This window comes from Candidatus Symbiopectobacterium sp. NZEC135, assembly GCF_025962695.1.
The window spans coordinates 1-24,208 of the sequence record NZ_JAGFPF010000004.1; the positions used below are offsets into that span (position 1 = coordinate 1).

Below are 24,208 nucleotides of genomic sequence, written 5' to 3' on the forward strand. Positions count from 1 at the left end.
AAACAGTAACGAGCGAATTATAGGGAGTTAAGGCAGGCAGCGCCAGCCCTACTCATGGTCATTTCTGGTTTGCAAAAGGATCGGTGAACACGGTCGCTATATTCGACGTTAACACGTGCAGAAATATCAACTGAAGCGCGGGAACGCTATAGGTTCCCACGCCGTTAACCGGTCACACCGCGCGGAACGAAATCTCGGTCGGAATGACTTCACCCAGCCAGTACAGTTGCGCAGCCACTTGCCCGGCCAGTTCGCGATACAGTGAGGTGAACTCGCTGTCTGGTTTGCAGGCAACAGTAGGTTCACCGCGATCGAGATCCTCACGCAGAGAAATATGCAGCGGCAGTTGCCCCAGCAGAGCACAGTTGTATTTCTCCGCCAGTTTCTGCGCGCCGCCCGTGCCAAAAATCGGCTCCAGATGACCGCAGTGGCTGCAAATATGCACGCTCATGTTCTCGACGATACCCAACACCGGCACGCTGACTTTCTCAAACATGGTGATGCCCTTCATGGCATCCACCAACGCAATGTCTTGCGGCGTCGTCACCACCACCGCGCCCGTCACCGGCACATTCTGCGCCAACGTCAATTGGATATCCCCGGTGCCCGGCGGCATATCCAATACCAGATAATCGAGATCCGGCCAGAGCGTATCTTGCAGCAGTTGCAACAGCGCTTTACTCGCCATCGGGCCGCGCCACACCATTGCATTATCATCCGTCACCAGATAACCGATAGAGTTGGTCGCCAGGCCGTAAGCCATGATCGGTGCCATGTGCTGACCATCCGGCGAAGTCGGGCGCTCGCTGGCGGTGCCTAACATGGTCGGAATGGACGGGCCATAGATGTCAGCATCGAGAATACCCACCGACGCACCCTCTGCGGCCAGTGCCAACGCCATGTTCACCGCGGTGCTGGATTTCCCCACGCCGCCCTTACCAGAGCTAACGGCAATAATGTTTTTAACACCTTTGACACCCGCTTGGTTGTTAACGCGGCGCAGTGTGGCAATACTGTGCGTCAGGCGCCATTCCACATCCTTGGCACCGGTTAAACGCATCAACTCGGGACTGACGGTCTCTTTTAATACTTCTAACCCACTCAACCAGGCAAACGGCATCACCAGTTCAATGCGCAGCACCCCATCCAGCAAAGCGCAGTGATGCAGGGCATTAAGCGTCGTCAGGTTATTTTTCAGCGTCGGGTGCTTAAACGTGGAGAGGACACCGGTCACCAGTGCCTTCAGCGTATCGGGGGTTTGCTCAGGGATTGTTGCGTTCATCCCGGCTCCTTATCGTTCTCATTATTTTGTGGAAAAACAGCCATAGCATAACAGAATGCCCCGCCCCGATCGTTGACCTCAGTGAAAAAATCGGCCCAAGCTGCGTCAACGCCGTATTGCCGGCGTTTGGCAGTATTTTCCGCTTGCAGCGGTTTACGCCGTAAGGACCTATCGGTTAACATCGGGATTCCTTCTCATCATCATGAAAGAAAGTAAGTTCCCCACTATGACTCAAGTCGCTAAGAAAATATTGGTAACCTGCGCGTTGCCTTATGCTAACGGATCAATCCACCTCGGCCACATGCTGGAGCATATCCAGGCTGATATCTGGGTCCGTTATCAGCGAATGCGCGGTCACCAGGTTCACTTTATCTGTGCGGATGACGCCCACGGTACGCCAATCATGTTGAAAGCACAGCAGATGGGTGTGGCACCGGAGCAGATGATTGCGGACGTGAGTCAGGAACATCAGCGGGATTTCGCTGGCTTTCAGATTAGCTACGACAATTATCACTCCACTCACAGTGAAGAGAACCGGGAGCTGTCCGGTCTTATCTATGGTCGTTTGAAAGAGAACGGTTTTATCAAGAACCGCACTATTTCGCAGCTCTACGATCCGGAAAAAGGCATGTTCCTGCCGGACCGTTTCGTCAAAGGCACCTGCCCGAAATGTAAAGCGGCCGATCAGTATGGCGATAACTGCGAAGTGTGTGGCGCGACCTACAGCCCGACAGAACTGATCGATCCCAAATCAGCGGTTTCCGGTGCGACGCCGGAGATGCGCGAGTCAGAACATTTCTTCTTTGATTTGCCCGCATTCAGCGAAATGCTGCAAGCCTGGACGCGTTCCGGCGCATTGCAAGAGCAGGTCGCCAACAAGATGCAAGAGTGGTTTGATGCAGGCTTACAACAGTGGGATATCACCCGTGACGCGCCCTACTTCGGTTTTGAAGTGCCGGATGCGCCGGGCAAATATTTCTACGTCTGGCTGGATGCGCCAATCGGTTACATGGGGTCGTTTAAAAACCTGTGCGACAAACGCGGTGATATCGATTTTGATGAATTCTGGCGTAAAGAGAGCAGCGCTGAACTGTATCATTTCATCGGTAAAGACATCGTCTATTTCCACAGCCTGTTTTGGCCTGCCATGTTGGAAGGCAGCGGTTTCCGTAAGCCAACCAACCTGTTTGTGCACGGCTATGTGACGGTAAACGGTGCCAAAATGTCCAAATCGCGCGGCACCTTTATCAAGGCCGAGACCTATCTGCAACATCTGGATGCGGATTGCCTGCGTTATTACTACGCGGCCAAACTGTCGTCACGCATTGACGATATCGACCTCAATCTGGAAGATTTCGTACAGCGCGTTAATGCCGATATCGTTAACAAAGTGGTTAACCTCGCGTCGCGTAACGCCGGTTTCATCAATAAGCGTTTTGGCGGGAAACTGGCGGAAACGCTGGCCGATGCCGAGCTTTATGCCACCTTCGCCACTGCGGCTGACAGCATTGCCGAAGCCTACGCCAACCGCGAATCCGGCAAAGCCATCCGCGAGATCATGGCGCTGGCCGATATCGCCAACCGCTATGTGGACGAACAAGCCCCGTGGGTGGTGGCAAAAGAAGAAGGCCGCGATGCGGATTTGCAGGCGATTTGCTCGATGGGCATCAACCTGTTCCGCGTGCTGATGACCTACCTGAAACCGGTATTGCCAGCGCTGGCCGAGCGCGCCGAAGCGTTCCTCAACACCACGCTGACCTGGGATGCAGTAGCACAACCACTGCTGGGTCACGACGTGAAAGCGTTCAAAGCGTTGTTCAACCGTATCGATCTCGACAAGGTCAATGCGATGGTTGATGCCTCCAAAGAGGACATGAGTGCCAAGAAAGTGGTGACCGGCCCGCTGGCTGACGATCCGATTCAGGACACCATCTCTTTTGACGATTTTGCCAAAGTGGATATGCGCATTGCGCTGATCAAACAGGCTGATTTCGTGGAGGGATCTGACAAGCTGCTGCGATTGACGTTGGATCTCGGCGGTGAAACGCGCCAGATTTTCTCCGGCATCCGCACGGCTTATCCCGATCCGAAAGCGTTGGAAGGCCGTTTGACCATCATGGTCGCCAACCTTGCTCCACGTAAAATGCGTTTCGGCGTATCGGAAGGCATGGTGATGGCCGCAGGTCCTGGCGGCAAGGAAATTTTCCTGCTCAGCCCGGATAGCGGTGCACAGCCGGGCATGCAAGTGAAATAACCCATCAAGCCGCCTCCGGGCGGCTTAGCGCCGACTCAAATAGATGTTATTGGCGTAGCCAGTTTGGACACGGAAAGTGTGCAGAAACCGGAGCCTACACGAAGTACGTGAAGGTTTCGGACACTGCCCAGGGACAATTGTAGTAGGCTCTTAGCTTACGCTTACCCCCTTCCCCTTGAATCCCCCTAGCATTACCGATACTCGCCTCCCAATACCAGCAAGCCTTGCCTGCCTTGCTCTCTGCACACTTTTACTAATTCAAGAAATACATCAACGACAGCTATTTAACTAAACGGAGCTTGAACATCAGATGGTATAACTCACAGATTCACACAAATATGCTATTTCGGTTAAAGAATAAAATAGAATCCTTATTCTATTATTCGTTATAAAAATACACTGTAGTACGCTTCACTCATTCGTCGATGTTGTCTTCAGGTATGCAATCAAATTCATTATTTTGGAGTTTATAATGGTTTCAGTAAACACGCTCAACTCTAGTGTCATTAAAGAAAGGATAGAATCAAAATCTCATAAATCTCCCCCAAAAACAAAATGGATAGAACAAGAGCAAGATAACAGCAACCTCTCCCCCCCACACATCACCCCATCATTATATGAACGCATCAACACTTTAAAAGCATTACATGAAGTAAAAAAATCAAAAAAAACACAGCAAACCGACACTCCATACATCATGGTTAATAATCAAGATAAATTAATTGAAAAACGTTCAGAAATAGATGGCGAGGTGAAAATAAATTTAGAAAAAATGCCCACATTCAAACATTTAGACTCTCAAGAAAATGAAAAATTACTAGATTATTTTTTCCCTAAAAATAACATTAACACACCAAATATTAAAAAAGAAAAATTGATTTCGGCGGTAGCGAATTACATGTACACAGATCCAACAGACGATATGTCAATCAATACAAACAGGATCATCGCCCTAGCGACCAACGTTTTCTCACCAATAATCAACTCCAAACAAAATGGTGGTCTTAGATTTCAAGAAGCAGAGTCTATGTTATACCAATGGTTTTCCCAAAGTATATTTGAAGAAAAATCCCCAATAGAATATTGCGTGTCCGAGATCGCCAAAAGAAATAGCGACATTGACACCATAGGTAAATTACATGCTTACTTGCTGAATAAAAAAAACAGTCTATTTTCAACACCATTATTCTCTGATAGCGATCGAAAAAATATCGATAGAATATGGAATGACACTCTATTTAAAGAAATGCCTTTTCTCAAAAAAACAGACAGTGAAATAGAAAAAATGAAACTGAAAGATTACAATTTTATATCTCTTTACACTGGTTCTCTTTTTCTGGATAAGATCGGATTAGAGACGTACACATCACAAGAGGCTATAATGGCAGGTGAGTTATTGTGGGATACAGTTGAAGACAGTGAACAACTCGATAAAATCAATTTCTTTCAATCTCCAGCAAAGATTTTCATGGCAACACATGCATCAAAATGGTTTGATGAAAATAAAAAAGAAAAAAACATAGGTGATTTCTGCATTCAAGAGCATAAAAAATACCGTGATGGAATTAAGAGTATCAGCCAGGATATTTCAAGAATTTACAATAACTATAGTACTGCTGTGAGTAATTGGCTAAGCAAAGGAAAACTCGCAGATAAAATTATTAGGCAATGTCCTAAAAATGAACTCTCCGAGTTTTATAAGAAGGAAACCGTACAGTCTACTTACAAAGAATTATACTTAAATGGTTTTACAAAACCCTGCGATAGCGCACCAGAAAACCTAGATGATGAATATCAAAAACTGACAAATGACATTGCAGACAACTTTTATGAGATTGATAGATATCTCATTTCCTCTGCATTAAACAGTCTTCCCTATGAGGAACGTGAATTCATCTCATCCATTAAATCCACAATCTCCCATGTAGATTTTAATATGAGAACAGTAAGGCCTTTTGTCGGTGGTTTTTTTCAAGGACTAACACATAATGAAAATATCAATTTAAAAAACACAATGTTATTGGGCATTATTAATGATAAAGAAGAAAGAATTTACGCGCTACATGATAAAAAAGACGGTCATATCGAGGGTTATGATATGATTAGAGTCGATCGAGATATAAAAAAATACATCGAGAAAAATCTTCTTGAAAAGAATAATATCAGCGAGGATTACATCATAAAAGAAAACCTTATAGAATCAAAGCTAGAAGATGTTAGATATGAAATTAAAATAAACAATGACAAGGTGATTTCTAAAAAATTTAGGCCAACTGATTTAGTAGACTACATTAGCAAAATTCATAGAGACGATTACTACAACTATCTCTATGCTGCTGGAGATGATAAATCTGATCTTCAAAAAAAATGGGAATTTTTGAAGATGTTCATCCCTTTCTACCAATGCGCAGAAGGGATTAATAAAAATGCTCCAGAAGAATATATCCCAGATTGTCTTATAGATGCACTCTCATTTATACCTACTTTTCGCATGGCTGCAAATTTGGGTAAAAATTTTAGCACATCAGCGATCTTAACATTCCTTTCAGTAAAGAAATTATCTTTTAAAGAAGTATTCCAAAAATCAAGTAAAACCATATTAAATAGAATTCCCACCCCAACTGCAAAAGAGATAAAAACCATAGGAAAAACCATATTAAAAGACGCAGACCCCGGTTTTATATTATTGGGGAAATTGAGCAACAGATTATCCAACAAATTATCATCATCAGTAACAACACCTGATTTTATAAAAAAGCACATAGGAAAATTATCAACAAATGGAAGCTCCACGCCATTATCTATAAATAAAAACACCGTAGCAAAAAGTAATAAAGCCACAAAAACGAACTCTTCCTACATACCTAATCCATGTGTAGGTGCATCAGGCCGAGCAAAACGACAGCCATGTCAATTAGATAATGAAATGAATGCAAACTCTATTTTTGAACAATCTGGTTTCTCTCAACCGCTTTATCGCGCAGATAGAAAAAGTTATGAAGAACTAAAAATAACAAATGGCTTTACTCCTTCGGAAGACTTTGGTGCTGTGTCCAACATGCTAAAAGACACCGAAACATTGATCGTTGCGGAGGATTTAACAGGGCTACTACGTTACATCAGAGCTAATAGGGCAAGTTATCATATTTATAAAATAGACGGGTCAACAGTAAGGGGAGCATCGCTAGTCACTAATATTGAAAAAAATCCGGTAGGGTTAGCTAAATTCCTTGAGGCAACCTCAGACGCAGACAACACCATAGACTGGCTCTATGAAACTCAAGGTGCCAATAAATTATATGAGGCACATGTGAAACTTTCAGATGTGACCTTGGATAAAATTACTTATCTGGGTAAAGGCTCCAGCAAGGAGCTCAGCGATAAGATCGATTCTCTAGAGCCCGGCGATTGGCAGGATTATCTATAACGACTCCGACCAACATAGCAACATCGTAGCATATCCCCCTCTTTTCTGTTGCTTAATTGTATCTTTTTTGTACGGCGATTTTTTGCCGTTTTGGCTATTTTTGCAGCGAAAAAACAACCAGCAGATTACAAAAATGAAACCAAACGCTATATAATCTATTATATATCGCCATAAAAACATACCTTTAAAGGAGTAAAAAGGTGTTTTAAATACTTAAATTTTGATTTCGCGCAAAACCCCTATCGTGAGTGTTGTTAAATTGCCTGCAACAAAAAATAAACAAACAATCACATAGGGAAACTAATGCAAATCAATCGAAGAGGTTTCTTTAAAGTTTGTGCAGGAGGGATGGCTGGCACCACCCTCGCTGCACTGGGCTTTGCCCCCACGGAAGCAATGGCATCGGTACGTCAGTACAAGTTACTGCGCGCCAAGGAAACACGTAACAACTGCACCTACTGCTCTGTCGGGTGCGGTGTGTTGATGTACAGCCTGGGTGATGGCGCGAAAAACGCTAAACCGGCCATTTACCATATCGAGGGGGACCCAGATCATCCGGTAAGCCGTGGCTCGCTGTGCCCGAAAGGCGCGGGGCTGGTTGACTACATCCACAGTGAAGGCCGTCTGAAACACCCCGAGTATCGCGCGCCAGGCTCCGACAAATGGCAGCGCATTAGCTGGGATGACGCCATTGACCGCATTGCACGCCTGATGAAGGCAGACCGCGATGCCAACTTTGAACGCGTCAACGCCAAAGGCACCGTGGTTAACCGTTGGTTGACCACCGGCATGCTCTGTTCTTCTGCCGCCAGCAATGAAACCGGTATCCTCGATCAGAAATTTGCCCGCTCACTGGGCATGATCGCTATCGACTGCCAGGCACGCTTGTGCCATGGCCCAACCGTTGCCGCACTCGCGCCCACGTTTGGTCGCGGTGCCATGACCAACAACTGGGTGGATATCAAAAACGCCAACCTGATTATCGTGATGGGCGGTAACGCCGCAGAAGCCCACCCGGTGGGCTTTAAATGGGCGGTCGAAGCGAAAACCCATAACGACGCCAAGCTGATCGTGGTGGACCCGCGCTTTAACCGATCCGCCGCCGTGGCCGATCTCTATGCCCCGATCCGGGCAGGTTCTGATGCTGCGTTCCTGCTGGGGATTATCAACTACCTGATCACCCATGATAAAATTCAGCACGAATACGTGAAGTCTTACACCAGCGCCAGCCTGATCGTGCGTGAAGATTTCGGATTCGATGAAGGGCTGTTCAGCGGTTATAATGCGGATGCCCGCCAGTACGACAAAACCAGTTGGAACTATGAACTGGATGCCAACGGCTTCGCCAAACGCGACATGACGCTGACGCATCCGCGCTGCGTTTGGAACCTGCTGAAAAACCACGTTGCTCGCTACACGCCTGAAATGGTGGTTTCCCTGTGCGGTACGCCAGCGCACCATTACGAAGAGATCTGCCGCTCTCTGGCAGAAACCAGCGCCCCCGATAAAACCGCGACCTTCATGTACGCGCTGGGTTGGACACACCACACCAACGGCGCACAGATTATCCGTGCCGCAGCCATGATCCAACTGCTGCTGGGCAATATCGGCATGGCCGGCGGCGGTGTCAACGCCCTGCGCGGTCACTCTAATATTCAAGGCTATACCGACCTGGGGCTACTGAGCCTTAACCTGCCGGGCTACATGCCGCTGCCGTCGGAAAAGCAAACTGACCTGAAAACCTATCTCAAGCAGATCACGCCGGATGCGCTGCTGCCGGATCAGGTTAACTACTGGAAAAATACGCCAAAATTCTTTATCAGCATGATGAAGAGCTTCTATGGCGACCACGCGCAAGCGGACAACCAGTGGGGCTACGAGTGGCTGCCGAAGTGGGATCGCAGCTACGATGTCATGATGCAGACCGAGCTGATGGTTGAAGGCAAGATGCACGGTTATATTGTGCAAGGCTTCAACCCGCTCGCCGCGTTCTCCAACAAGAACAAAGCGACGGAAGCACTCTCCAAATTGAAATACATGGTGGTTATCGACCCACTGGCGACCGAGACCTCCACCTTCTGGCAGAACCACGGCGAATTTAACGAAGTCGACAGCGCCTCCATCCAGACCGAAGTGTTCCGTTTGCCCTCCAGCTGTTTTGCGGAAGAGAACGGCTCCATTGCCAACTCCGGCCGTTGGTTGCAATGGCACTGGGCGGCGGCTGAGCCACCGGCAGAAGCGCTGCACGACGGGAAGATCCTCGGCAAACTGCTGATGCGCCTGCGCGAGCTGTATCGCGAAGAAGGCGGCGTGTGCCCTGAGCCGTTGATGAACATCAACTGGAACTACCAGGACCCGGAAGACCCTACGCCGGAAGAAATTGCGCGTGAAAGTAACGGGATGGCGCTGGCGGATATTTATGACGACAAAGGCACGCTGATCCTGAAAAAAGGCCAGCAACTGGCTGACTTCTCACAACTGCGCGACGATGGTACCACCTCCAGCTTCTGCTGGATTTACGCCGGTAGCTGGACGGAAAAAGGCAACCAGATGGCGAACCGCGACAACAGCGATGCCGGATTGGGGGCAACGCCGGGTTGGGCGTGGTGCTGGCCGCAAAACCGCCGCATCCTGTATAACCGCGCCTCCGCTGACCTGCAAGGGAAACCGTGGGACAGCAAGCGCAAGCTGCTGGAGTGGAACGGCCAGAAATGGCAAGGCATTGATGTGCCGGATTTTGCCGCCACCGTACCGCCGGGCAAAGACACCATGCCGTTTATCATGTTGCCGGAAGGTGTGGCGCGTCTATTCTCCGTGGACAAACTGGTCGATGGCCCGTTCCCGGAACACTACGAGCCGATTGAAACACCGCTCGACACCAATCCATTGCACCCGTCCGTGGTTTCCAGCCCGGCGGCGCGACTGTTTGCCCGCGATGCGAAAACCATGGGCAAGGCAAGCGACTTCCCGTATGTCGCCACCACCTACTCCATTACCGAGCTGTTCCGTCACTGGACCAAGCATGCGCGCATCAACGCCATTATCCAACCCGAGCAGTTTGTCGAGATTGGCGAGAACCTGGCGCAGAGCAAAGGGATCAAAGCGGGAGATGAGGTGAAGGTTTCCTGCCAGCGCGGCTATATCAAAGCCAAAGCGGTGGTCACCAAACGAATCAAGACCTTGACCGTCGCCGGTAAAGCGATTGAGACCGTCGGGATACCTTGCCACTGGGGCTTTGAAGGCACCACGCGCAAAGGCTTCCTGGCAAATACCCTCACGCCCAGCGTCGGTGACGCTAACTCGCAAACGCCAGAGTTCAAGGCGTTTTTGGTGAATGTGGAAAAGGTGTAAGGTAGCGCGCTATGTCAATGCAATCTCAAGATATTATCCAACGTTCGGCTACCAGTAGCCTGACACCGCCACCGCACGTGAGAAACGACAAAAGCGAAGTGGCGAAACTGATTGACGTCACCACCTGTATTGGTTGTAAAGCCTGTCAGGCGGCTTGCTCCGAGTGGAACGACATCCGTGACGAAGTGGGCCATAACCACGGGGTGTATGACAACCCGATGGATCTGAGCGCCAAATCCTGGACGGTAATGCGCTTTTCTGAAGTGGAAAGTGCCGATCGTCTGGAATGGCTGATCCGTAAAGATGGCTGTATGCACTGTAGCGATCCGGGCTGTTTGAAAGCGTGTCCGTCTGCCGGTGCCATCATTCAGTACGCCAACGGTATTGTCGACTTCCAGTCCGAGCACTGTATCGGCTGCGGTTACTGTATCGCAGGCTGCCCGTTCAACGTTCCGCGTCTGAACAAAGACGATAACCGGGTGTACAAATGTACCCTGTGCGTGGACCGCGTGAGCACGGGTCAGGAACCGGCCTGTGTGAAAACCTGTCCGACCGGTGCCATTCATTTCGGCACCAAGGAAGACATGAAGGTGCTGGCGGAAGAGCGCATCACGCATCTGAAAAAACGTGGCTATGACAACGCCGGCCTGTACGACCCGCAAGGGGTGGGCGGTACTCACGTGATGTACGTACTGCACCATGCCGATAAACCGTCGCTCTACAACAATTTGCCCGACAATCCGCAGATCTCCACACCGGTTAATTTGTGGAAAGGTATCCTCAAACCGCTGGCAACGCTCGGCTTTGTCGCGACCTTTGCCGGTTTGATTTTCCACTATGTTGGCGTTGGGCCAAACACGGAAGAAACGGAGCATGACCACGACGAGGAGGAGAAGCAATGAGCAAGCAGAAAATGATTGTGCGCACCAAATTCGTTGACCGCATCTGTCACTGGATTGTGGTGATCAGCTTCTTCCTGGTGGCGCTGTCCGGGATTGCGCTGTTTTTCCCCACACTGCAATGGCTGACGCAAACCTTTGGTACGCCGCAGATGGGGCGCATCATGCACCCGTTCTTCGGCATTCTGATCGTGGTTTGTCTGGTGCCAATGTTCTTCCGGTTTGTGAGCCACAATATTCCGAAACGAGGCGATATTCCCTGGTTCCTGCATATTGTTGAGGTACTGAAAGGCAATGAGCACAACGTCTCGGATGTAGGCAAATACAACCCGGGCCAGAAGCTGATGTTCTGGAGCATCATGGGGTTGACGCTGGTGTTGCTGATTACTGGCATCATCATGTGGCGGCCTTACTTTGCTCACCTGTTCCCGATCGATATCGTGCGTTACGCCATTCTGGTGCACGCGGCGGCAGCTATCGTATTGATCCACGCCATCCTGATTCATATGTACATGGCGTTCTGGGTACGTGGTTCCATCAAGGGCATGATCGAGGGCAAAGTCTCTGCCAAATGGGCGCGTAAGCACCACCCGCGTTGGGCGCGTCAGGTGCTTAACGAAGAAGAAGAGAAGAAGTAAATCGAGCTTCCCGGCGACAGGCCGGGAATATCCTGTTGGGGTTCCCTCACTGCGCGGGAACCCCGTCTGGCTTAATCAAGCGCCAATACACTCACCCACATCGGCCCCTGCCCTACGGCATAGCGCGCCAGTGGTTGCAGCTTTCCGCTTTCCTGATCGATGCGATACACCTCAATGTGCTGAGACTTCTGCCCAGCAGAAATCACAAACTCACCGCGATGATCGATGTTAAAACCGCGCGGTTGTGTCTCCGTCGGTTGATGTCCCACCAGCGTCAAGGTGCTGCCATCCTCGGACACCTGGAAAATACTTAACAGGCTGGCAGTACGATCGCTGCAATAAAGGAAACGGCCATTCGGCGTCAAATGAATATCCGCTGCCCAGCGAGTATCCGCAAAGCCCTGCGGCATGGCATCCAGCGACTGCACGGTGCGCGCGTTGCCCGCCACTGAATGCAGCTCAATCACGTCAACCGTACTGTTCAACTCATTGACACAGTAAGCAAAACGCTGGTTGGGATGAAAATCCATATGCCGTGGGCCAGCCCCCTCCACCGCGTGCAGGTCCGCTTGCGCCGCAACGGACAGCTCACCCTCGGCAGAAACGTCATACAACCGAATGCGATCTTCTTTCAAACACGGTGCCCACAGCACCCGGTTTTCAAGATCGATATTGCTTGAATGGCAACCTGATAGCCCATCCAGTTGTTGAATAGGCTCTCCTACAATACCTTCGGCATCAATCGGGCTGACGCTCAACGTTTCACCACTGTAGGATGCGCTAAACAGAAAACGCCCTTGGCGGTCAGTGGACAAATGCGTCGGACTTCCCGGCAACGAAGCAGAACCAACCTGCGTCAACAAACCTTGTGCATCGATACGGTAACTGATGGCCGAGAACGTCGGGCGTACCCCAACGTAAAGATGCTGTTTGTTGGGGGATATCACCATCGGCTGCACCTGACCCGGCGCATCAACAACCTGTAACAACGTGAGTTGCCCCGAGGACGCCAACTGCCAGACGTGAATCTGCTGGCTTTCCGGACTGGCGATATAGACCACTTGCTGCATGCTTTTCTCCTTGGTTTGTCGCATTTTGCGCCATGCCACTTAGGGTGTAACATTATGGGCATTAACGCAATTCTAGACTCTCTTAATAGGACCGCTATGACGTATCGTATCATTGCTCTTGATTTGGATGGCACATTGCTGGACAAACAAAAGAAAATTTTACCGGAGTCCCTCACTGCGCTGGCGCTGGCGCGCCAACAAGGGGTCAAAGTGGTGATCGCCACTGGGCGGCACCATTCCGCGATTCATCCGTTCTATCAGGCGTTGGATCTGGATACACCCGCGATTTGCTGCAATGGCACCTATCTGTACGATTATCAGAATAAACAGACATCGCAAGCCAATCCATTGACAGCGACACAAGCTAAAAACGTGCTGACCTTGCTAGGCGAGTATGGCATTCACGGGCTGATGTATGCCGATGACGGCATGCTGTATCAAGAACCGACCGGCCATGTGATTCGCACTCAGGCGTGGGGTGAAACCCTGCCGCCACACCAGCGCCCCACCTTCGTTCACGTTGACAGCCTGTTGAACGCTGCCGATCGGGTGCAAAATATCTGGAAATTCGCCCTGTCGCATTCGGATACGCAAGCGTTAGACAACTTTGCCAATCGGGTTATGGATGAGTTTGGCCTGACCTGCGAGTGGTCCTGGCAGGATCAGGTTGACGTTGCCCAAAGCGGAAATAACAAAGGCAAGTTGCTGAGTGAATGGGTCACATCTCAGGGGTATTCCATGAGCGAAGTGCTGGCCTTTGGCGATAACTTCAATGACATCAGTATGCTGAAAGCCGCAGGGCTCGGCGTTGCTATGGGCAACAGTGATGATGCCGTTAAAGCGCACGCCGATCTGGTTATCGGGCACAATGAAGAGCCTGCAATTGCACAGTTAATTCGCCAGCGCGTATTGCAGTAACACCGTTATCCCCGGCGAACGCCGGGGAATGACTACGCCGTTATCGACACGCTCTTGATCTGCGCATACAGCCACATATCGGCATGCAGTCTCAGATCATCGCGCGCCCAGGGTGAAATCCGCGCCCACAGGATTTGTCCCCCCACTGACAGCTTCACTTCGACCTGTTCATCGACGTCGATGCATTCCAACACCTTCGCGGGCAACACGTTACGAATACTGCTCGCCGTTGGTGGTTGCAGCACCAAAGAGACATCGACCGCGTTAACACGAATACGCAACGGCGTTTTCAACGGCATGGAAACCCGATTCACCCACAGCCGTTGCTCGCCCAGCGACAGCGCCGTCATAGCATAACGCTCATGCTGTTCCATCACTTTCACGTTGAGAATGCTGCTTTGCTCATCGCTCGGTAACCAGGGACGCATCGCGCTGCTCGCCCATACCTCTTCCAACCGACCTTCCGCTTTAACCTTACCTTTATCCAGCACCACCACCCGATCGGCAAGCCGCACGATCTCTTCCATACTGTGGCTGACATACAGGATAGGAATATTGACCTCTTTCGCCAACGTTTCCAGATAGGGCAGCAGCTCACGTTTGCGCGGCAAATCAAGCGACGCCAGCGGCTCATCCATCAGCAGCAGTTCCGGTGCGGTCAGCAACGCACGACCGATCGCCACACGCTGTTTTTCGCCACCGGAGAGGGTGAGGGGTAAACGGTTTAACAGTGCCTCAATGCCCAGCAGTGCCACAATGGCATCAAACTGCGATTTCATGGATGATGCCATGCCATAGCGCAGATTACCTTGCACACGGTAGTGCGGAAACAGCCGGGCATCCTGAAACACATAACCCACATGGCGCTTTTCGGGCGGCAGGCAGATACGTTTTTCCGCATCCATTAGCACGCGGTCGTTGAGCACAATTCGACCAGACTGTGGACGCGTCAGGCCCACCACCGCATTGATCAGCGAGGTCTTTCCTGCGCCTGATACGCCAAACACCGCAGAAATGCCTGATGCGGGCAATTGGGTATCCACACGCAAATCAAGATCGCCGAGGCGTTGATGAAAATTAAGCTCCAGCATTACACCCCCAACCGTTTGCGGCCCCAGCGGGTTAACCACTCAGAGAGCAGCAACGACGCCATTGAGAGCAGAATGGCAATCACACACAGGCGCGCGGCGTCAGCTTCTGCGCCAGGGGTTTGAATCAGCGTGTACATCGCTGACGGAATCGTGCGCGTTTCTCCCGGAATATTGGACACAAACGTAATGGTTGCACCAAACTCACCCAGCGAGCGAGCAAATGCCAATACGGTGCCTGCCACAATGCCGGGAAATGAGAGCGGTAACGTGATGGTCAGAAATACGCGCCAAGGATTGGCACCCAGCGTTCGGGCAGCCAGCTCCAGTCGCGTATCCACCGCTTCCAGCGCCAAACGGATCGCACGTACCATCAGTGGAAACGCGATCACCGCAGAGGCTAATGCGGCACCGCGCCAACTGAAACTGAAGCTGAGGCCAAACCATTCATAAAGCCACTGGCCAATAACGCCTTTTTTGCCCATCCCGATCAGCAGCAAATAACCAATCACCACCGGTGGCAACACCAGCGGCAAATGGATAATGCTGTCCAACAGCGACTTTCCGGGAAAACGGCAACGCACCAACACCCATGCCGCCAGGATCCCTAGCGGCAGGCTGAATATTACAGCGGTGATGGAAACTTTAAGACTGAGTTCAATGGCTTGCCATTCGTAATCCGTGAGAATCATCCGCGCGGCGTGAAACCATAGCGTTTGAACACGTCCGCAGCGGCAGGGGTTTTCAGGTAGTCGTAGAAACCCGTCACCGTCGCGTTGTTATGATCTTTGATGATAGCCATCGGATATTCGACCGCCTTGTGGCTCTCTTTCGGGAAAATGCTGACCACTTTCACCTTGTTACTGGCAACCGCATCAGAGCCATACACAATGCCCAGAGGGGCTTCTTCACGTTCTACCAGCGCCATAGCGGAGCGCACGTCATTAGCACGCGCCATCAGCGGTGATAACTCATCCCACGCTTTCAGATTTTGAAGTGCTTCTTTCGCGTAGATCCCTGCAGGCACATGGTCTGGGTCACCAACGGCCAAACGTCCACCTTTCAGCAGGCTCTTCCAGTCGGTTTTATCCGTGATGGCAAAATGCTTCACGTCGCTGGTTTTCGGTGCAATCACCACCAGCGCGTTACCCAGCAGGGTGTAGCGGGTCGCGGTATCCGTCAGTTTTTTATCCTGAGCGTAATCCATCCACTGCTGGTCGGCAGAGATAAACAGATCCGCAGGTGCGCCTTGCTCAATCTGGCGAGCCAGCGTTGAAGAGGAGGCAAAAGAGGAAACGATATCGACGTTTTTCTCTTTCTTATATTGCGCGGCAATTTCCTGCAACGCATTGGTGAGCGAAGCGGCGGCAAACACAGTGATTTTTTGTTCTGCTGCGAAGGCTGGCACCGCCAGGGTTGCACTCAGGGTTAGTGCAACACCCCATTTCATCCATTGCTGTTTCATCGGTCTCTCCCAAGAGTAATTACATCAGGACGTTATCGTTGTATTCGGGATAATATAACGATAAATCCTATAATGTCATGCGCTTTTGATCGCATACTCCGAAGAGAGTACATACAAAAAAATAATGCCCGGTCGACGAGACCAGGCATCAGAAAAAGAGAAAACGTGGCGGGATTATTTTCTTACAATGCGTTCATCGGCATGACCAATGCGGGAAAAGACGTTAAAGACTTCGCCTAAACCGTAGATAGCACCGAGGATGATCGCCATCATCACGGGCACCATGGCAACTGCAAACAGCAGGCTTTTGAGCAATTCCAACATGTTTACCTCACTTATCGGTAACGGTCCGTTTCTCAATATACCCGTCATACTTCAAGCTGCAGGTGCGTTGGCTACACGCATTCACCCGAATCACTTACCTGAGTAAGCTCATCGGGATTCATTCGCTTGCCGCCTTCCTGCAACTCGAATTATTTAGGGTATACACGCGACATTCATCGCGAATCTCAACGTACCGCAACGAAAAATCATTACGGGTGATGATGAATAGTGTACCGTAACTGTAAGAATTAATGCGACCATTTGTGCGGTTTGCCCAACACAGCTCAAACGCGCGACAATAGCGCTGTACCGAACGTCACACACGCTCGGTTTTGTCTTTTTTAATCTCCCTGGACCGTGACCATGCAAGCTGAAATCCTTCTGACACTCAAATTACAACAACGTCTTTTTGCCGACCCACGGCGCATTGAGCTGATCAAACAGATTCGTCACACCGGTTCCATCAGCCAAGGTGCCAAGCTCGCAGGTATCAGCTATAAAAGCGCCTGGGATGCCATCAACGAAATGAATCAACTGGCAGAACAGACCATTATAGAACGCATGACCGGCGGCAAAGGCGGCGGTGGGGCCACGCTTACGCGCTATGGCGAACGACTGATTCAGCTCTATGATTTGCTGGCACAAATACAGCAAAAGGCGTTTGACGTTCTGCAAGATGATAATTTGCCGCTGGACAGCCTGCTGGCTGCCATCGCGCGTTTTTCACTGCAAACCAGCGCCCGCAACCAGTTCTTTGGGACGGTACAAGCCCGCAGTCGGGATACGGTTCAGCAGCACCTGAGTGTACTGTTGGCCGATGGAAAGACGGCGGTGAATGTATTACTGACCCAACAGAGCGCCGAGCGATTGGGGCTTAATGAAGGTAAAGAAGTGCTGGTGTTGATCAAAGCGCCCTGGATTGCGGTATACGATGCCACAGCACCCCGACCACAATCCGATAACGAACTGACAGGTGCCGTGTCATCGCTGGAAGTGGGACAGGATAGCAGTGAAGTGCTGATTGCGCTGGCAAGCGGTGAGACACTTTGCGCCACGGTGCCAAACGAGCAAGTGACACAACAGCAACTGCGCGTGGGAATGGCGGTGACAGCCTGCTTTAATGCCGATCGTGCAATTGTCGCAACCTTGTGCTGATCGCTGGCCCCGCGCGACAAACTTCGCCATAGGAACAGCTTGACAATGGCGGCAATGCCCTTTATTTCTGAGTGCATTACTTGCTAAAAAAGAGATAAAGAATGTCGTCATTGCAAATTATGCAAGGTGTTTTTCGCATAAATGACACACGCGTTTTGCGCATTGATGCCTTAACGCTGGAAGGAAAATCACAGTGGGCCTTTGTGGGCGCGAATGGCAGCGGAAAATCTGCGCTGGCACGTGCACTATCGGGAGAACTCCCGTTGCTGGAAGGCTCACAACACAGCGATTTTCCTCGCGTGGCACGTCTCTCCTTCGAGCAGTTGCAACAGTTAGTCACGCAAGAGTGGCAGCGTAACAATACTGATATGCTCAGCGCTGATGAAGACGATACCGGGCGTACTACCGCTGAAGTGATTCAGGACGATATTCACGATCCTGCCCGTTGTGCCACACTGGCCGCCCTGTTCGGTATCACTCCTCTGCTCTCTCGCCGGTTTAAATACCTCTCTACCGGTGAAACACGCAAGGTCATGCTGTGTCAGGCGCTGATGCCAAAGCCCGAACTGCTGATTCTGGACGAACCCTTCGATGGTCTCGATGTCGCTTCCCGCGCACAGTTGGCAGAACATCTGGCAGAGCTGGCGCAGCGCGGCTACACGCTGGCGATCATCGTGAACCGGTTCGATGATATTCCTGAGTTTATCAACCATGTCGGTATTCTGGCGGACTGCACGCTGACCCGCACCGGTACGCGTGAAGCAGTATTGGCCGATGCCTTGATCGCCCAACTCGCGTTTAGTGAAACGCTTTCCGGCACTGCGCTACCGGCCCCTGAAGACCCGCTGCATACGCCGGCGCTCCCTGCCGGTCAAGCGCGCATCCTGCTGAGAGATGGCGTAGTGCAATATAACGATCGTCCCATTCTGCACCATCTTAATTGGGAGGTGTTACCCGGTCAGCATTGGCAAATCGTCGGCCCTAACGGTGCAGGAAAATCCACGCTGCTAAGCCTGATTACCGGCGATCACCCACAGGGATACAGTAATGATTTAACGCTGTTTGGACGCCGGCGTGGCAGTGGTGAAACCATTTGGGATATCAAACGGCATATCGGTTACGTCAGCAGCAGCCTGCATTTGGAATACCGCGTCAGCAGTAGCGTACGCCATGTTATTACATCAGGCTTTTTCGATTCGATCGGCATTTATCAGGCCGTGTCCGATCGTCAACGTTTCTTAACGCAGCAATGGCTTGACCTGCTGGGGCTCACTGCACAAGCGGACTCCCCGTTCCACGCATTGTCATGGGGGCAGCAGCGTCTGGTCTTGATCGCACGCGCGCTAGTGAAACATCCGGCACTGTTGATTCTTGATGAGCCTTTGCAAGGGTTAGATCCGCTCAACCGGCAGTTAGTACGGCGCTGGTTGGATGTCTTGATCGGCGAAGGAGAAACACAGTTACTGTTTGTTTCCCACCATGCGGAAGATGCCCCGGAATGCATCACACACCGCCTCACCTTTGTGGCGCAGGGAGAGGTCTATGGGTATCAGTTTGAAACACTGGAATGCAGCAACAGTGGTTAAGATAGGAAGTCAGTCCGCGTTTTTGTCCATGTGTGCAATGAATTCAGTGGGGCCTGTCTGTTCGAAATAGGGACATCTTACACCTACTGTCGCCATGATATCCCCGTAAAAAAGTGAGGATTATTGACTACAAAACCTATTGGATATATTAACACACAAGAGCCTATCCCATTATGGCTATTTTACTTGGATTTAAATTCATCAAGGGGTTCAATGAGATCGAAAAAAATTTTATTTTTTTCGTCAATTTCTGATATTAAATACTTACTCATTTCTACATTGAATGCTTCATTCAGTTGAGTCATTTGCGTTTTCGCTGTTGTATTCCAACTCAGCCCTGTACTTTCTTCAACTATTTTTTGAACAATGGGCGTTAGTTCATTTATACGCTCATCTATAATGGATTCCCATACTGCATAATGATCCAAAAAGTTATTTAGATAATTTTCGTCACCCTTAGCTTTCGCTAAAATAATAATAATCTCAGTGAGTGAATCTGCATTATTAGAAACCTCTGGCAATTCCAACTTCGATTTAATTAACAATTTTGTTATATCATGTTTCCCATCCAAATGTAATAACTCAATATACCCGGCACGGTCAGTTGTATTTTCAATAATGTGAGAAAACTCATGTATTATAGTTCTGACTAAGTTTTCCTTTGCTAGTTTTAATTTTTCAGCACGCGAAGCTGAAAATGAACCTGAAGTGATATGATCGACACTTTTCTTATAGGCCGCATAATTAACAGCAATATACTTTTCATTATTTTGTGCATACGGTGTTATTTGCGCGAGAAAGTCTGAGGTTTCATCAATAACAAACACGGTTTTTTCCTGTAAGTTAGTATTTAACAATGCATTTCTAAGACCATTTAATAGATCAATAAATCTTTGTTCATTTTGTCTATTCGTAAATATTTTCAGCAACGCACGAACTCTGGGTAGATATTTATCATCAGTTGCAATTTCATGTGCTGCCTTTATTTTTTTTATGGATTTTTTTTGCGCTGTCACTAAAACTTTATTGATTTTTTTAAGTTTTTTATTATTCTTCAACAATTCTTTGTTAAAAAGTGAGTCATCGATAAAATGTGATGAATTTGCAGGTATATCTTTACTCCCCGCAATAAAAGAGGTAGCGTCTGCATCAACATCAGAAATTGATTCAATAAGATTGTCACTTTCTAGCCCCCCTCCCAGCAAGCCAACATTATCATTATAGTTCCATTTATCTTCCGATAAATATTTAATTGCAGGACCATAGTTTAATCCGGTCGGTGTATCTTCTTCAACCATTCTCCATGTATATAGGTTTGAGTCCCACTTGACTTTATATACATCATTATTATTTTTAATATAATAGTTAGGGTATGATAATTCATGTTCTGAGACTGCTTTATACACTCCTTTGAATCTCCCTTGCTGAATGCAGGGCTCTAATTGAAGATTGTTCTCTTTGTATTGTGAAATAATATCATAAACTTCGCCCTTTACTTTTACTATTCCACTTTTTTTTGTTAGCGTTGCGTTGGTTATTTCTCTAGAAGAGAGAGGGCTAACCTCGCTAACTAAAGAGTTATCCAATGAAATGTACTCATTTATTACATTTGTTTTCGTCGATGACTTTGCAATGAATTCAGACAGTCTCGCTCCAGATAATTTATTTTTTTTGCCTACGGCATATAAGTGATTTATTCCTAACAATATCTCATTGCTTATTTTTTTTAAAGGAAATGATATTTGAGATAATAAAGGACCCATAAATACAACATCCATTATAATGCTAAACCTATCCATTTTATAATGTTTGTCTGTTATTTTATAATAAAACTCTCTGTAGAACGGGATGAAAGACTCTGTTATTTCCTGGAATATACCTTTTATATCCAGTTGTATTTTTTTATATTTTGCAATTTCATTTAAACATAAATGAATGGATTTTTGGACAGAGTCTTTGACTGATGAAGGATTATCGTGCTTGCTCTCAATTATCAGTTCGTACCGAATGTCTGAGTTATTAGATTCAAAATCATCACCAATAATTAACTCTGTGATGAGGTTTTTCTCAGTTAAAGGTAAAAAGTCTAATGGTTTTTTATTTTTTACATGCTTAAGTAATTCTTCAAAAACAATACCTCTAACTAACTTCACTTGAAAATCCCCTTGCAGCGCACTGATAATTATATAATCAGAATTTTTTAGTTTAATGATGTTTATTTTTTCTTTTTGAGTTTTATATGACTTTACCGGCCATCTCAGACCAGACATTTTAGTTTCTTCAATTGTTAATTCTAATGTGAACCACTGTGTTGGTTTAAATGACAATGTCTCAGGGTAGATATTTAGTTGACTAAGAAATAAAGGTGTTAATAATTTCGACTCATATTCACTCGAACCATTATCAATATATTCGTTAAATTGTGATGTGAACTCTGATTGAGAGTTACATTTTTTTGATGTTTTGAAGTTATTACTCGATATGTAACCTTGTGGTTCCTCATCAACGAATGTATAAATTTCTTTGATTAACGCAGTTATTCTTTGGTCATGAAAAACTCTGGCTTTAAGAAAATCAAAAACACTGATATTGTATGGGTAATTTAATTTGTAAAATATAGCTGATGTGATGTTTTCCAAAATATCAGAAACTTTATTATCTGAAGCAATAATCCTATCATACTCCATGAGCAATTGAGCATCATTCAACTTGAAAGTATCTATATCGACGTTCTCATGTATTTTATAGTATATGGGTAAAGCTAATTTTTTTGACTCATTTATCGTATTGAAATCGTTTATGCCATTGGTATTAAATTTTCCCATATCTATTGCATTGATCATTTCCAATGCCGATGTATAAGTATCTATATATTTATATAAAGTATACGCATGATATTTTGCAATATTCAGATAGGCTAATTCGTCTTTATCGCTTGAAGATATATTTTTTTTATCTTTAATCAGCAACTCATTTTTTGTGATATTGAATATTGCTTGCCAAAATAATTTTATAGGTGCTGAATTACTGTGGGCATGCATTAGTCCCTCGGTGTATGCAATTCCTTTGATAAATAATATGTTATCTTTTTTATTTATTTCTTCTGCCGAAGGAAAAATTGTGTAATAATTATGAAGATTCTCTATGTACTTCTCTTTATCAATCTCATCAGGATAAAGATCATAAATCATTTTTTTGATATTATCTATGTCTATTGGTATTGACAGTGCGTTAATTATCTTTATTTCTTCGTCTTTTATTGGCATTTCATTCTGACTATTGGTTGCCAGGAAAATCATTTTCCGTAGCTTTAGTAAATCATTACACAGTATTTTATTATCTATATTTAAAGCAATTAATATTAGTAACTCATTGCTAGAATATCGCAGCGAATTACTTATGGATTCGCCCGGATTTTGATGGAAGATTATTTGTAATAATTTATCAAGGATTGCAGCACTTTGATTGTCGAGATCATTTAATTTTATGTTTTTGAAATAAAAAAAGGCTCTCTGTTGCTCCCACCCCCCTAAACTCCATTTACTATTCTCATGACGTATCTGTATTTGTTCTCCTTTTTTGTTTTTTAAAAAAAAGGTTAAATTACTGGTATCTTCTATCACCTCCCAATAATGAGGTTTAATGAAAATGTATTGTTTTTCTTTGTATGACAGTATACCATTTTTTTCATAGTCAACCAAAAAAGGACTGATATCAACATTTGTTCCTTTCCATTTACTCTCAAGCCACCAAGATAGATTTGATTCATTTGTATTAATCCAGTCATATGCACTGGTATTATAGAAAGATTTTATAGTATTAAGGTCTAATTTAAATCGATTCTCCAGTTGTTCTAATAAAATCTCTAATGCACTTTTCTTAAATTCAACCTGAGACTCCTGTATTAAATGATTATTTTTCGGAACATATTCATTCCCAAGGATTAAATTGTGCTGAGTTTCTGTTTTTTTATGCATTACACTTTCTACAAATTCAATTAAATCTTGTTTCTGCACCGAACCCTGCGTTGTTACCTTTCCTTTAATCTCTTCATTTTTTATATTTTTACTTATTACAGAAGTGCTTTTTTTAGACAAGTTAAATATACTGTTATTTATAATTAAGGTTTTTTCTATACTTTGTATTTCCCTAACCTCTTCAATTTGTCTAAAATGAGAGGAGATATATTGATATGAACTAATATTAGTTATTGACATGAATTACCACCTGCCATTTTATTGCTACTCATTTATATGATTAAATTACCCCACGCTCCAATATAAAAATACAGTCATCACAATTGCATTTATCAATGTAAATAAATACTCATTATCTTTATGATAAAAATAATAAATTTAATCTCATACGTTTCTCTCTTAGATAGAACAGACACCGATTCAAAGGGCAATAGCATACTAATAAAGATAGCGCATCAGGTAAGTAATAGGGAACGTCTGGCGACGGATTAAATTATTTAACGAATTGCTTAGCCCTTCATATTTACATAAATACACACTCTCATAAATATATAATAAACGAAGGAGCAACACATAAAGATAAATTTTATTAATCACCAAAATAGCTCCTTGTGTTGGTTTTAGAAAGTATCGTCTTTGATGCTTTACAGTATTTGTTATCCGGTAACATGGATCAATAAAAAATCACTCCTTACCGATACCAGAGAATAAATTCAGATAATGGTTTAATTTACGTTCAAGTGAGAATTAAATTTATTTAAAAAACAGGAAGTT

General features: G+C 46.8%; 15 protein-coding genes. 8 read left to right on the forward strand and 7 right to left on the reverse strand.

Annotated elements, in window-relative coordinates; genetic code table 11:
- Positions 1–172: 172 nt before the first annotated feature.
- A complete protein-coding gene (gene apbC / locus J5224_RS03680) occupies positions 173–1,282 on the reverse strand; it encodes an iron-sulfur cluster carrier protein ApbC (RefSeq protein WP_264624074.1) in 1,110 nt (369 codons plus the stop codon).
- Positions 1,283–1,508: 226 nt separating this feature from the next.
- Between apbC and metG the strand changes: the two genes are divergently transcribed.
- The 5 genes from metG to fdnI all read left to right on the forward strand — a co-directional run bounded on the left by metG (position 1,509) and on the right by fdnI (position 11,851).
- Complete coding sequence (metG, locus tag J5224_RS03685; protein ID WP_264624212.1) at positions 1,509–3,536, forward strand: methionine--tRNA ligase; 2,028 nt, start codon at positions 1,509–1,511, stop codon at positions 3,534–3,536.
- A gap of 472 nt (positions 3,537–4,008) precedes the next feature.
- Positions 4,009–6,963 carry a hypothetical protein gene (locus J5224_RS03690; RefSeq protein ID WP_264624075.1) on the forward strand — a complete coding sequence of 985 codons (2,955 nt, stop codon included), beginning with the start codon at positions 4,009–4,011 and terminating at the stop codon, positions 6,961–6,963.
- 303 nt (positions 6,964–7,266) lie between these two features.
- Complete coding sequence (fdnG, locus tag J5224_RS03695; protein ID WP_264624076.1) at positions 7,267–10,314, forward strand: formate dehydrogenase-N subunit alpha; 3,048 nt, start codon at positions 7,267–7,269, stop codon at positions 10,312–10,314.
- 11 nt (positions 10,315–10,325) lie between these two features.
- Positions 10,326–11,216 carry a formate dehydrogenase subunit beta gene (fdxH, locus tag J5224_RS03700; RefSeq protein WP_264624077.1) on the forward strand — a complete coding sequence of 297 codons (891 nt, stop codon included), beginning with the start codon at positions 10,326–10,328 and terminating at the stop codon, positions 11,214–11,216.
- A complete protein-coding gene (gene fdnI / locus J5224_RS03705) occupies positions 11,213–11,851 on the forward strand; it encodes a formate dehydrogenase-N subunit gamma (RefSeq protein ID WP_264624078.1) in 639 nt (212 codons plus the stop codon). The genes fdxH and fdnI overlap by 4 nt, the downstream gene beginning before the upstream one ends.
- A 71-nt stretch (positions 11,852–11,922) precedes the next feature.
- Here the strand turns inward: fdnI and pgl are convergent, their stop codons facing one another.
- Positions 11,923–12,921, reverse strand: coding sequence for a 6-phosphogluconolactonase (gene pgl / locus J5224_RS03710; RefSeq protein ID WP_264624079.1), 999 nt, complete (start codon positions 12,919–12,921; stop codon positions 11,923–11,925).
- Between the two features lie 96 nt (positions 12,922–13,017).
- On the opposite strand from pgl, the gene J5224_RS03715 reads away from it, so the two are divergent.
- Positions 13,018–13,839 (forward strand): pyridoxal phosphatase, encoded by an 822-nt coding sequence (locus J5224_RS03715; RefSeq protein WP_264624080.1) that lies wholly within the window; start codon positions 13,018–13,020, stop codon positions 13,837–13,839.
- Between the two features lie 32 nt (positions 13,840–13,871).
- On the opposite strand, the gene modC is transcribed toward J5224_RS03715, so the two are convergent.
- The 4 genes from modC to J5224_RS03735 all read right to left on the reverse strand — a co-directional run bounded on the left by modC (position 13,872) and on the right by J5224_RS03735 (position 16,716).
- Positions 13,872–14,930, reverse strand: coding sequence for a molybdenum ABC transporter ATP-binding protein ModC (gene modC, locus J5224_RS03720; protein ID WP_264624081.1), 1,059 nt, complete (start codon positions 14,928–14,930; stop codon positions 13,872–13,874).
- Positions 14,930–15,619, reverse strand: a complete 690-nt coding sequence (gene modB / locus J5224_RS03725) for a molybdate ABC transporter permease subunit (RefSeq protein WP_264624082.1) — start codon at positions 15,617–15,619, stop codon at positions 14,930–14,932. The genes modC and modB overlap by 1 nt, the downstream gene beginning before the upstream one ends.
- Complete coding sequence (gene modA, locus J5224_RS03730; protein ID WP_264624083.1) at positions 15,616–16,392, reverse strand: molybdate ABC transporter substrate-binding protein; 777 nt, start codon at positions 16,390–16,392, stop codon at positions 15,616–15,618. The genes modB and modA overlap by 4 nt, the downstream gene beginning before the upstream one ends.
- Before the next feature lie 174 nt (positions 16,393–16,566).
- Positions 16,567–16,716: an AcrZ family multidrug efflux pump-associated protein gene (locus tag J5224_RS03735; RefSeq protein WP_264624084.1), complete on the reverse strand. Its 150-nt coding sequence runs from the start codon at positions 16,714–16,716 to the stop codon at positions 16,567–16,569.
- Between the two features lie 363 nt (positions 16,717–17,079).
- Here J5224_RS03735 and modE point away from each other — a divergent pair, with 363 nt between their 5' ends.
- Together modE and modF are read left to right on the forward strand one after the other, a co-directional pair.
- Complete coding sequence (gene modE / locus J5224_RS03740; protein ID WP_264624085.1) at positions 17,080–17,871, forward strand: molybdenum-dependent transcriptional regulator; 792 nt, start codon at positions 17,080–17,082, stop codon at positions 17,869–17,871.
- A gap of 101 nt (positions 17,872–17,972) precedes the next feature.
- Positions 17,973–19,457 carry a molybdate ABC transporter ATP-binding protein ModF gene (gene modF, locus J5224_RS03745; protein WP_264624086.1) on the forward strand — a complete coding sequence of 495 codons (1,485 nt, stop codon included), beginning with the start codon at positions 17,973–17,975 and terminating at the stop codon, positions 19,455–19,457.
- Between the two features lie 182 nt (positions 19,458–19,639).
- Here the strand turns inward: modF and J5224_RS03750 are convergent, their stop codons facing one another.
- The gene (locus J5224_RS03750) at positions 19,640–23,674 is read right to left on the reverse strand and encodes a hypothetical protein (protein ID WP_264624087.1); all 4,035 of its coding nucleotides are present in this window, start codon (positions 23,672–23,674) and stop codon (positions 19,640–19,642) included.
- Positions 23,675–24,208 lie beyond the last annotated feature (534 nt).

Bases quoted from the DNA above. Each gene is read 5' to 3' on its own strand.
- apbC (WP_264624074.1), bottom strand. From the start codon at position 1,282: ATGAACGCAACAATCCCTGAGCAAACCCCCGATACGCTGAAGGCACTG.
- metG (WP_264624212.1), top strand. From the start codon at position 1,509: ATGACTCAAGTCGCTAAGAAAATATTGGTAACCTGCGCGTTGCCTTAT.
- J5224_RS03690 (WP_264624075.1), top strand. From the start codon at position 4,009: ATGGTTTCAGTAAACACGCTCAACTCTAGTGTCATTAAAGAAAGGATA.
- fdnG (WP_264624076.1), top strand. From the start codon at position 7,267: ATGCAAATCAATCGAAGAGGTTTCTTTAAAGTTTGTGCAGGAGGGATG.
- fdxH (WP_264624077.1), top strand. From the start codon at position 10,326: ATGTCAATGCAATCTCAAGATATTATCCAACGTTCGGCTACCAGTAGC.
- fdnI (WP_264624078.1), top strand. From the start codon at position 11,213: ATGAGCAAGCAGAAAATGATTGTGCGCACCAAATTCGTTGACCGCATC.
- pgl (WP_264624079.1), bottom strand. From the start codon at position 12,921: ATGCAGCAAGTGGTCTATATCGCCAGTCCGGAAAGCCAGCAGATTCAC.
- J5224_RS03715 (WP_264624080.1), top strand. From the start codon at position 13,018: ATGACGTATCGTATCATTGCTCTTGATTTGGATGGCACATTGCTGGAC.
- modC (WP_264624081.1), bottom strand. From the start codon at position 14,930: ATGCTGGAGCTTAATTTTCATCAACGCCTCGGCGATCTTGATTTGCGT.
- modB (WP_264624082.1), bottom strand. From the start codon at position 15,619: ATGATTCTCACGGATTACGAATGGCAAGCCATTGAACTCAGTCTTAAA.
- modA (WP_264624083.1), bottom strand. From the start codon at position 16,392: ATGAAACAGCAATGGATGAAATGGGGTGTTGCACTAACCCTGAGTGCA.
- J5224_RS03735 (WP_264624084.1), bottom strand. From the start codon at position 16,716: ATGTTGGAATTGCTCAAAAGCCTGCTGTTTGCAGTTGCCATGGTGCCC.
- modE (WP_264624085.1), top strand. From the start codon at position 17,080: ATGCAAGCTGAAATCCTTCTGACACTCAAATTACAACAACGTCTTTTT.
- modF (WP_264624086.1), top strand. From the start codon at position 17,973: ATGTCGTCATTGCAAATTATGCAAGGTGTTTTTCGCATAAATGACACA.
- J5224_RS03750 (WP_264624087.1), bottom strand. From the start codon at position 23,674: ATGTCAATAACTAATATTAGTTCATATCAATATATCTCCTCTCATTTT.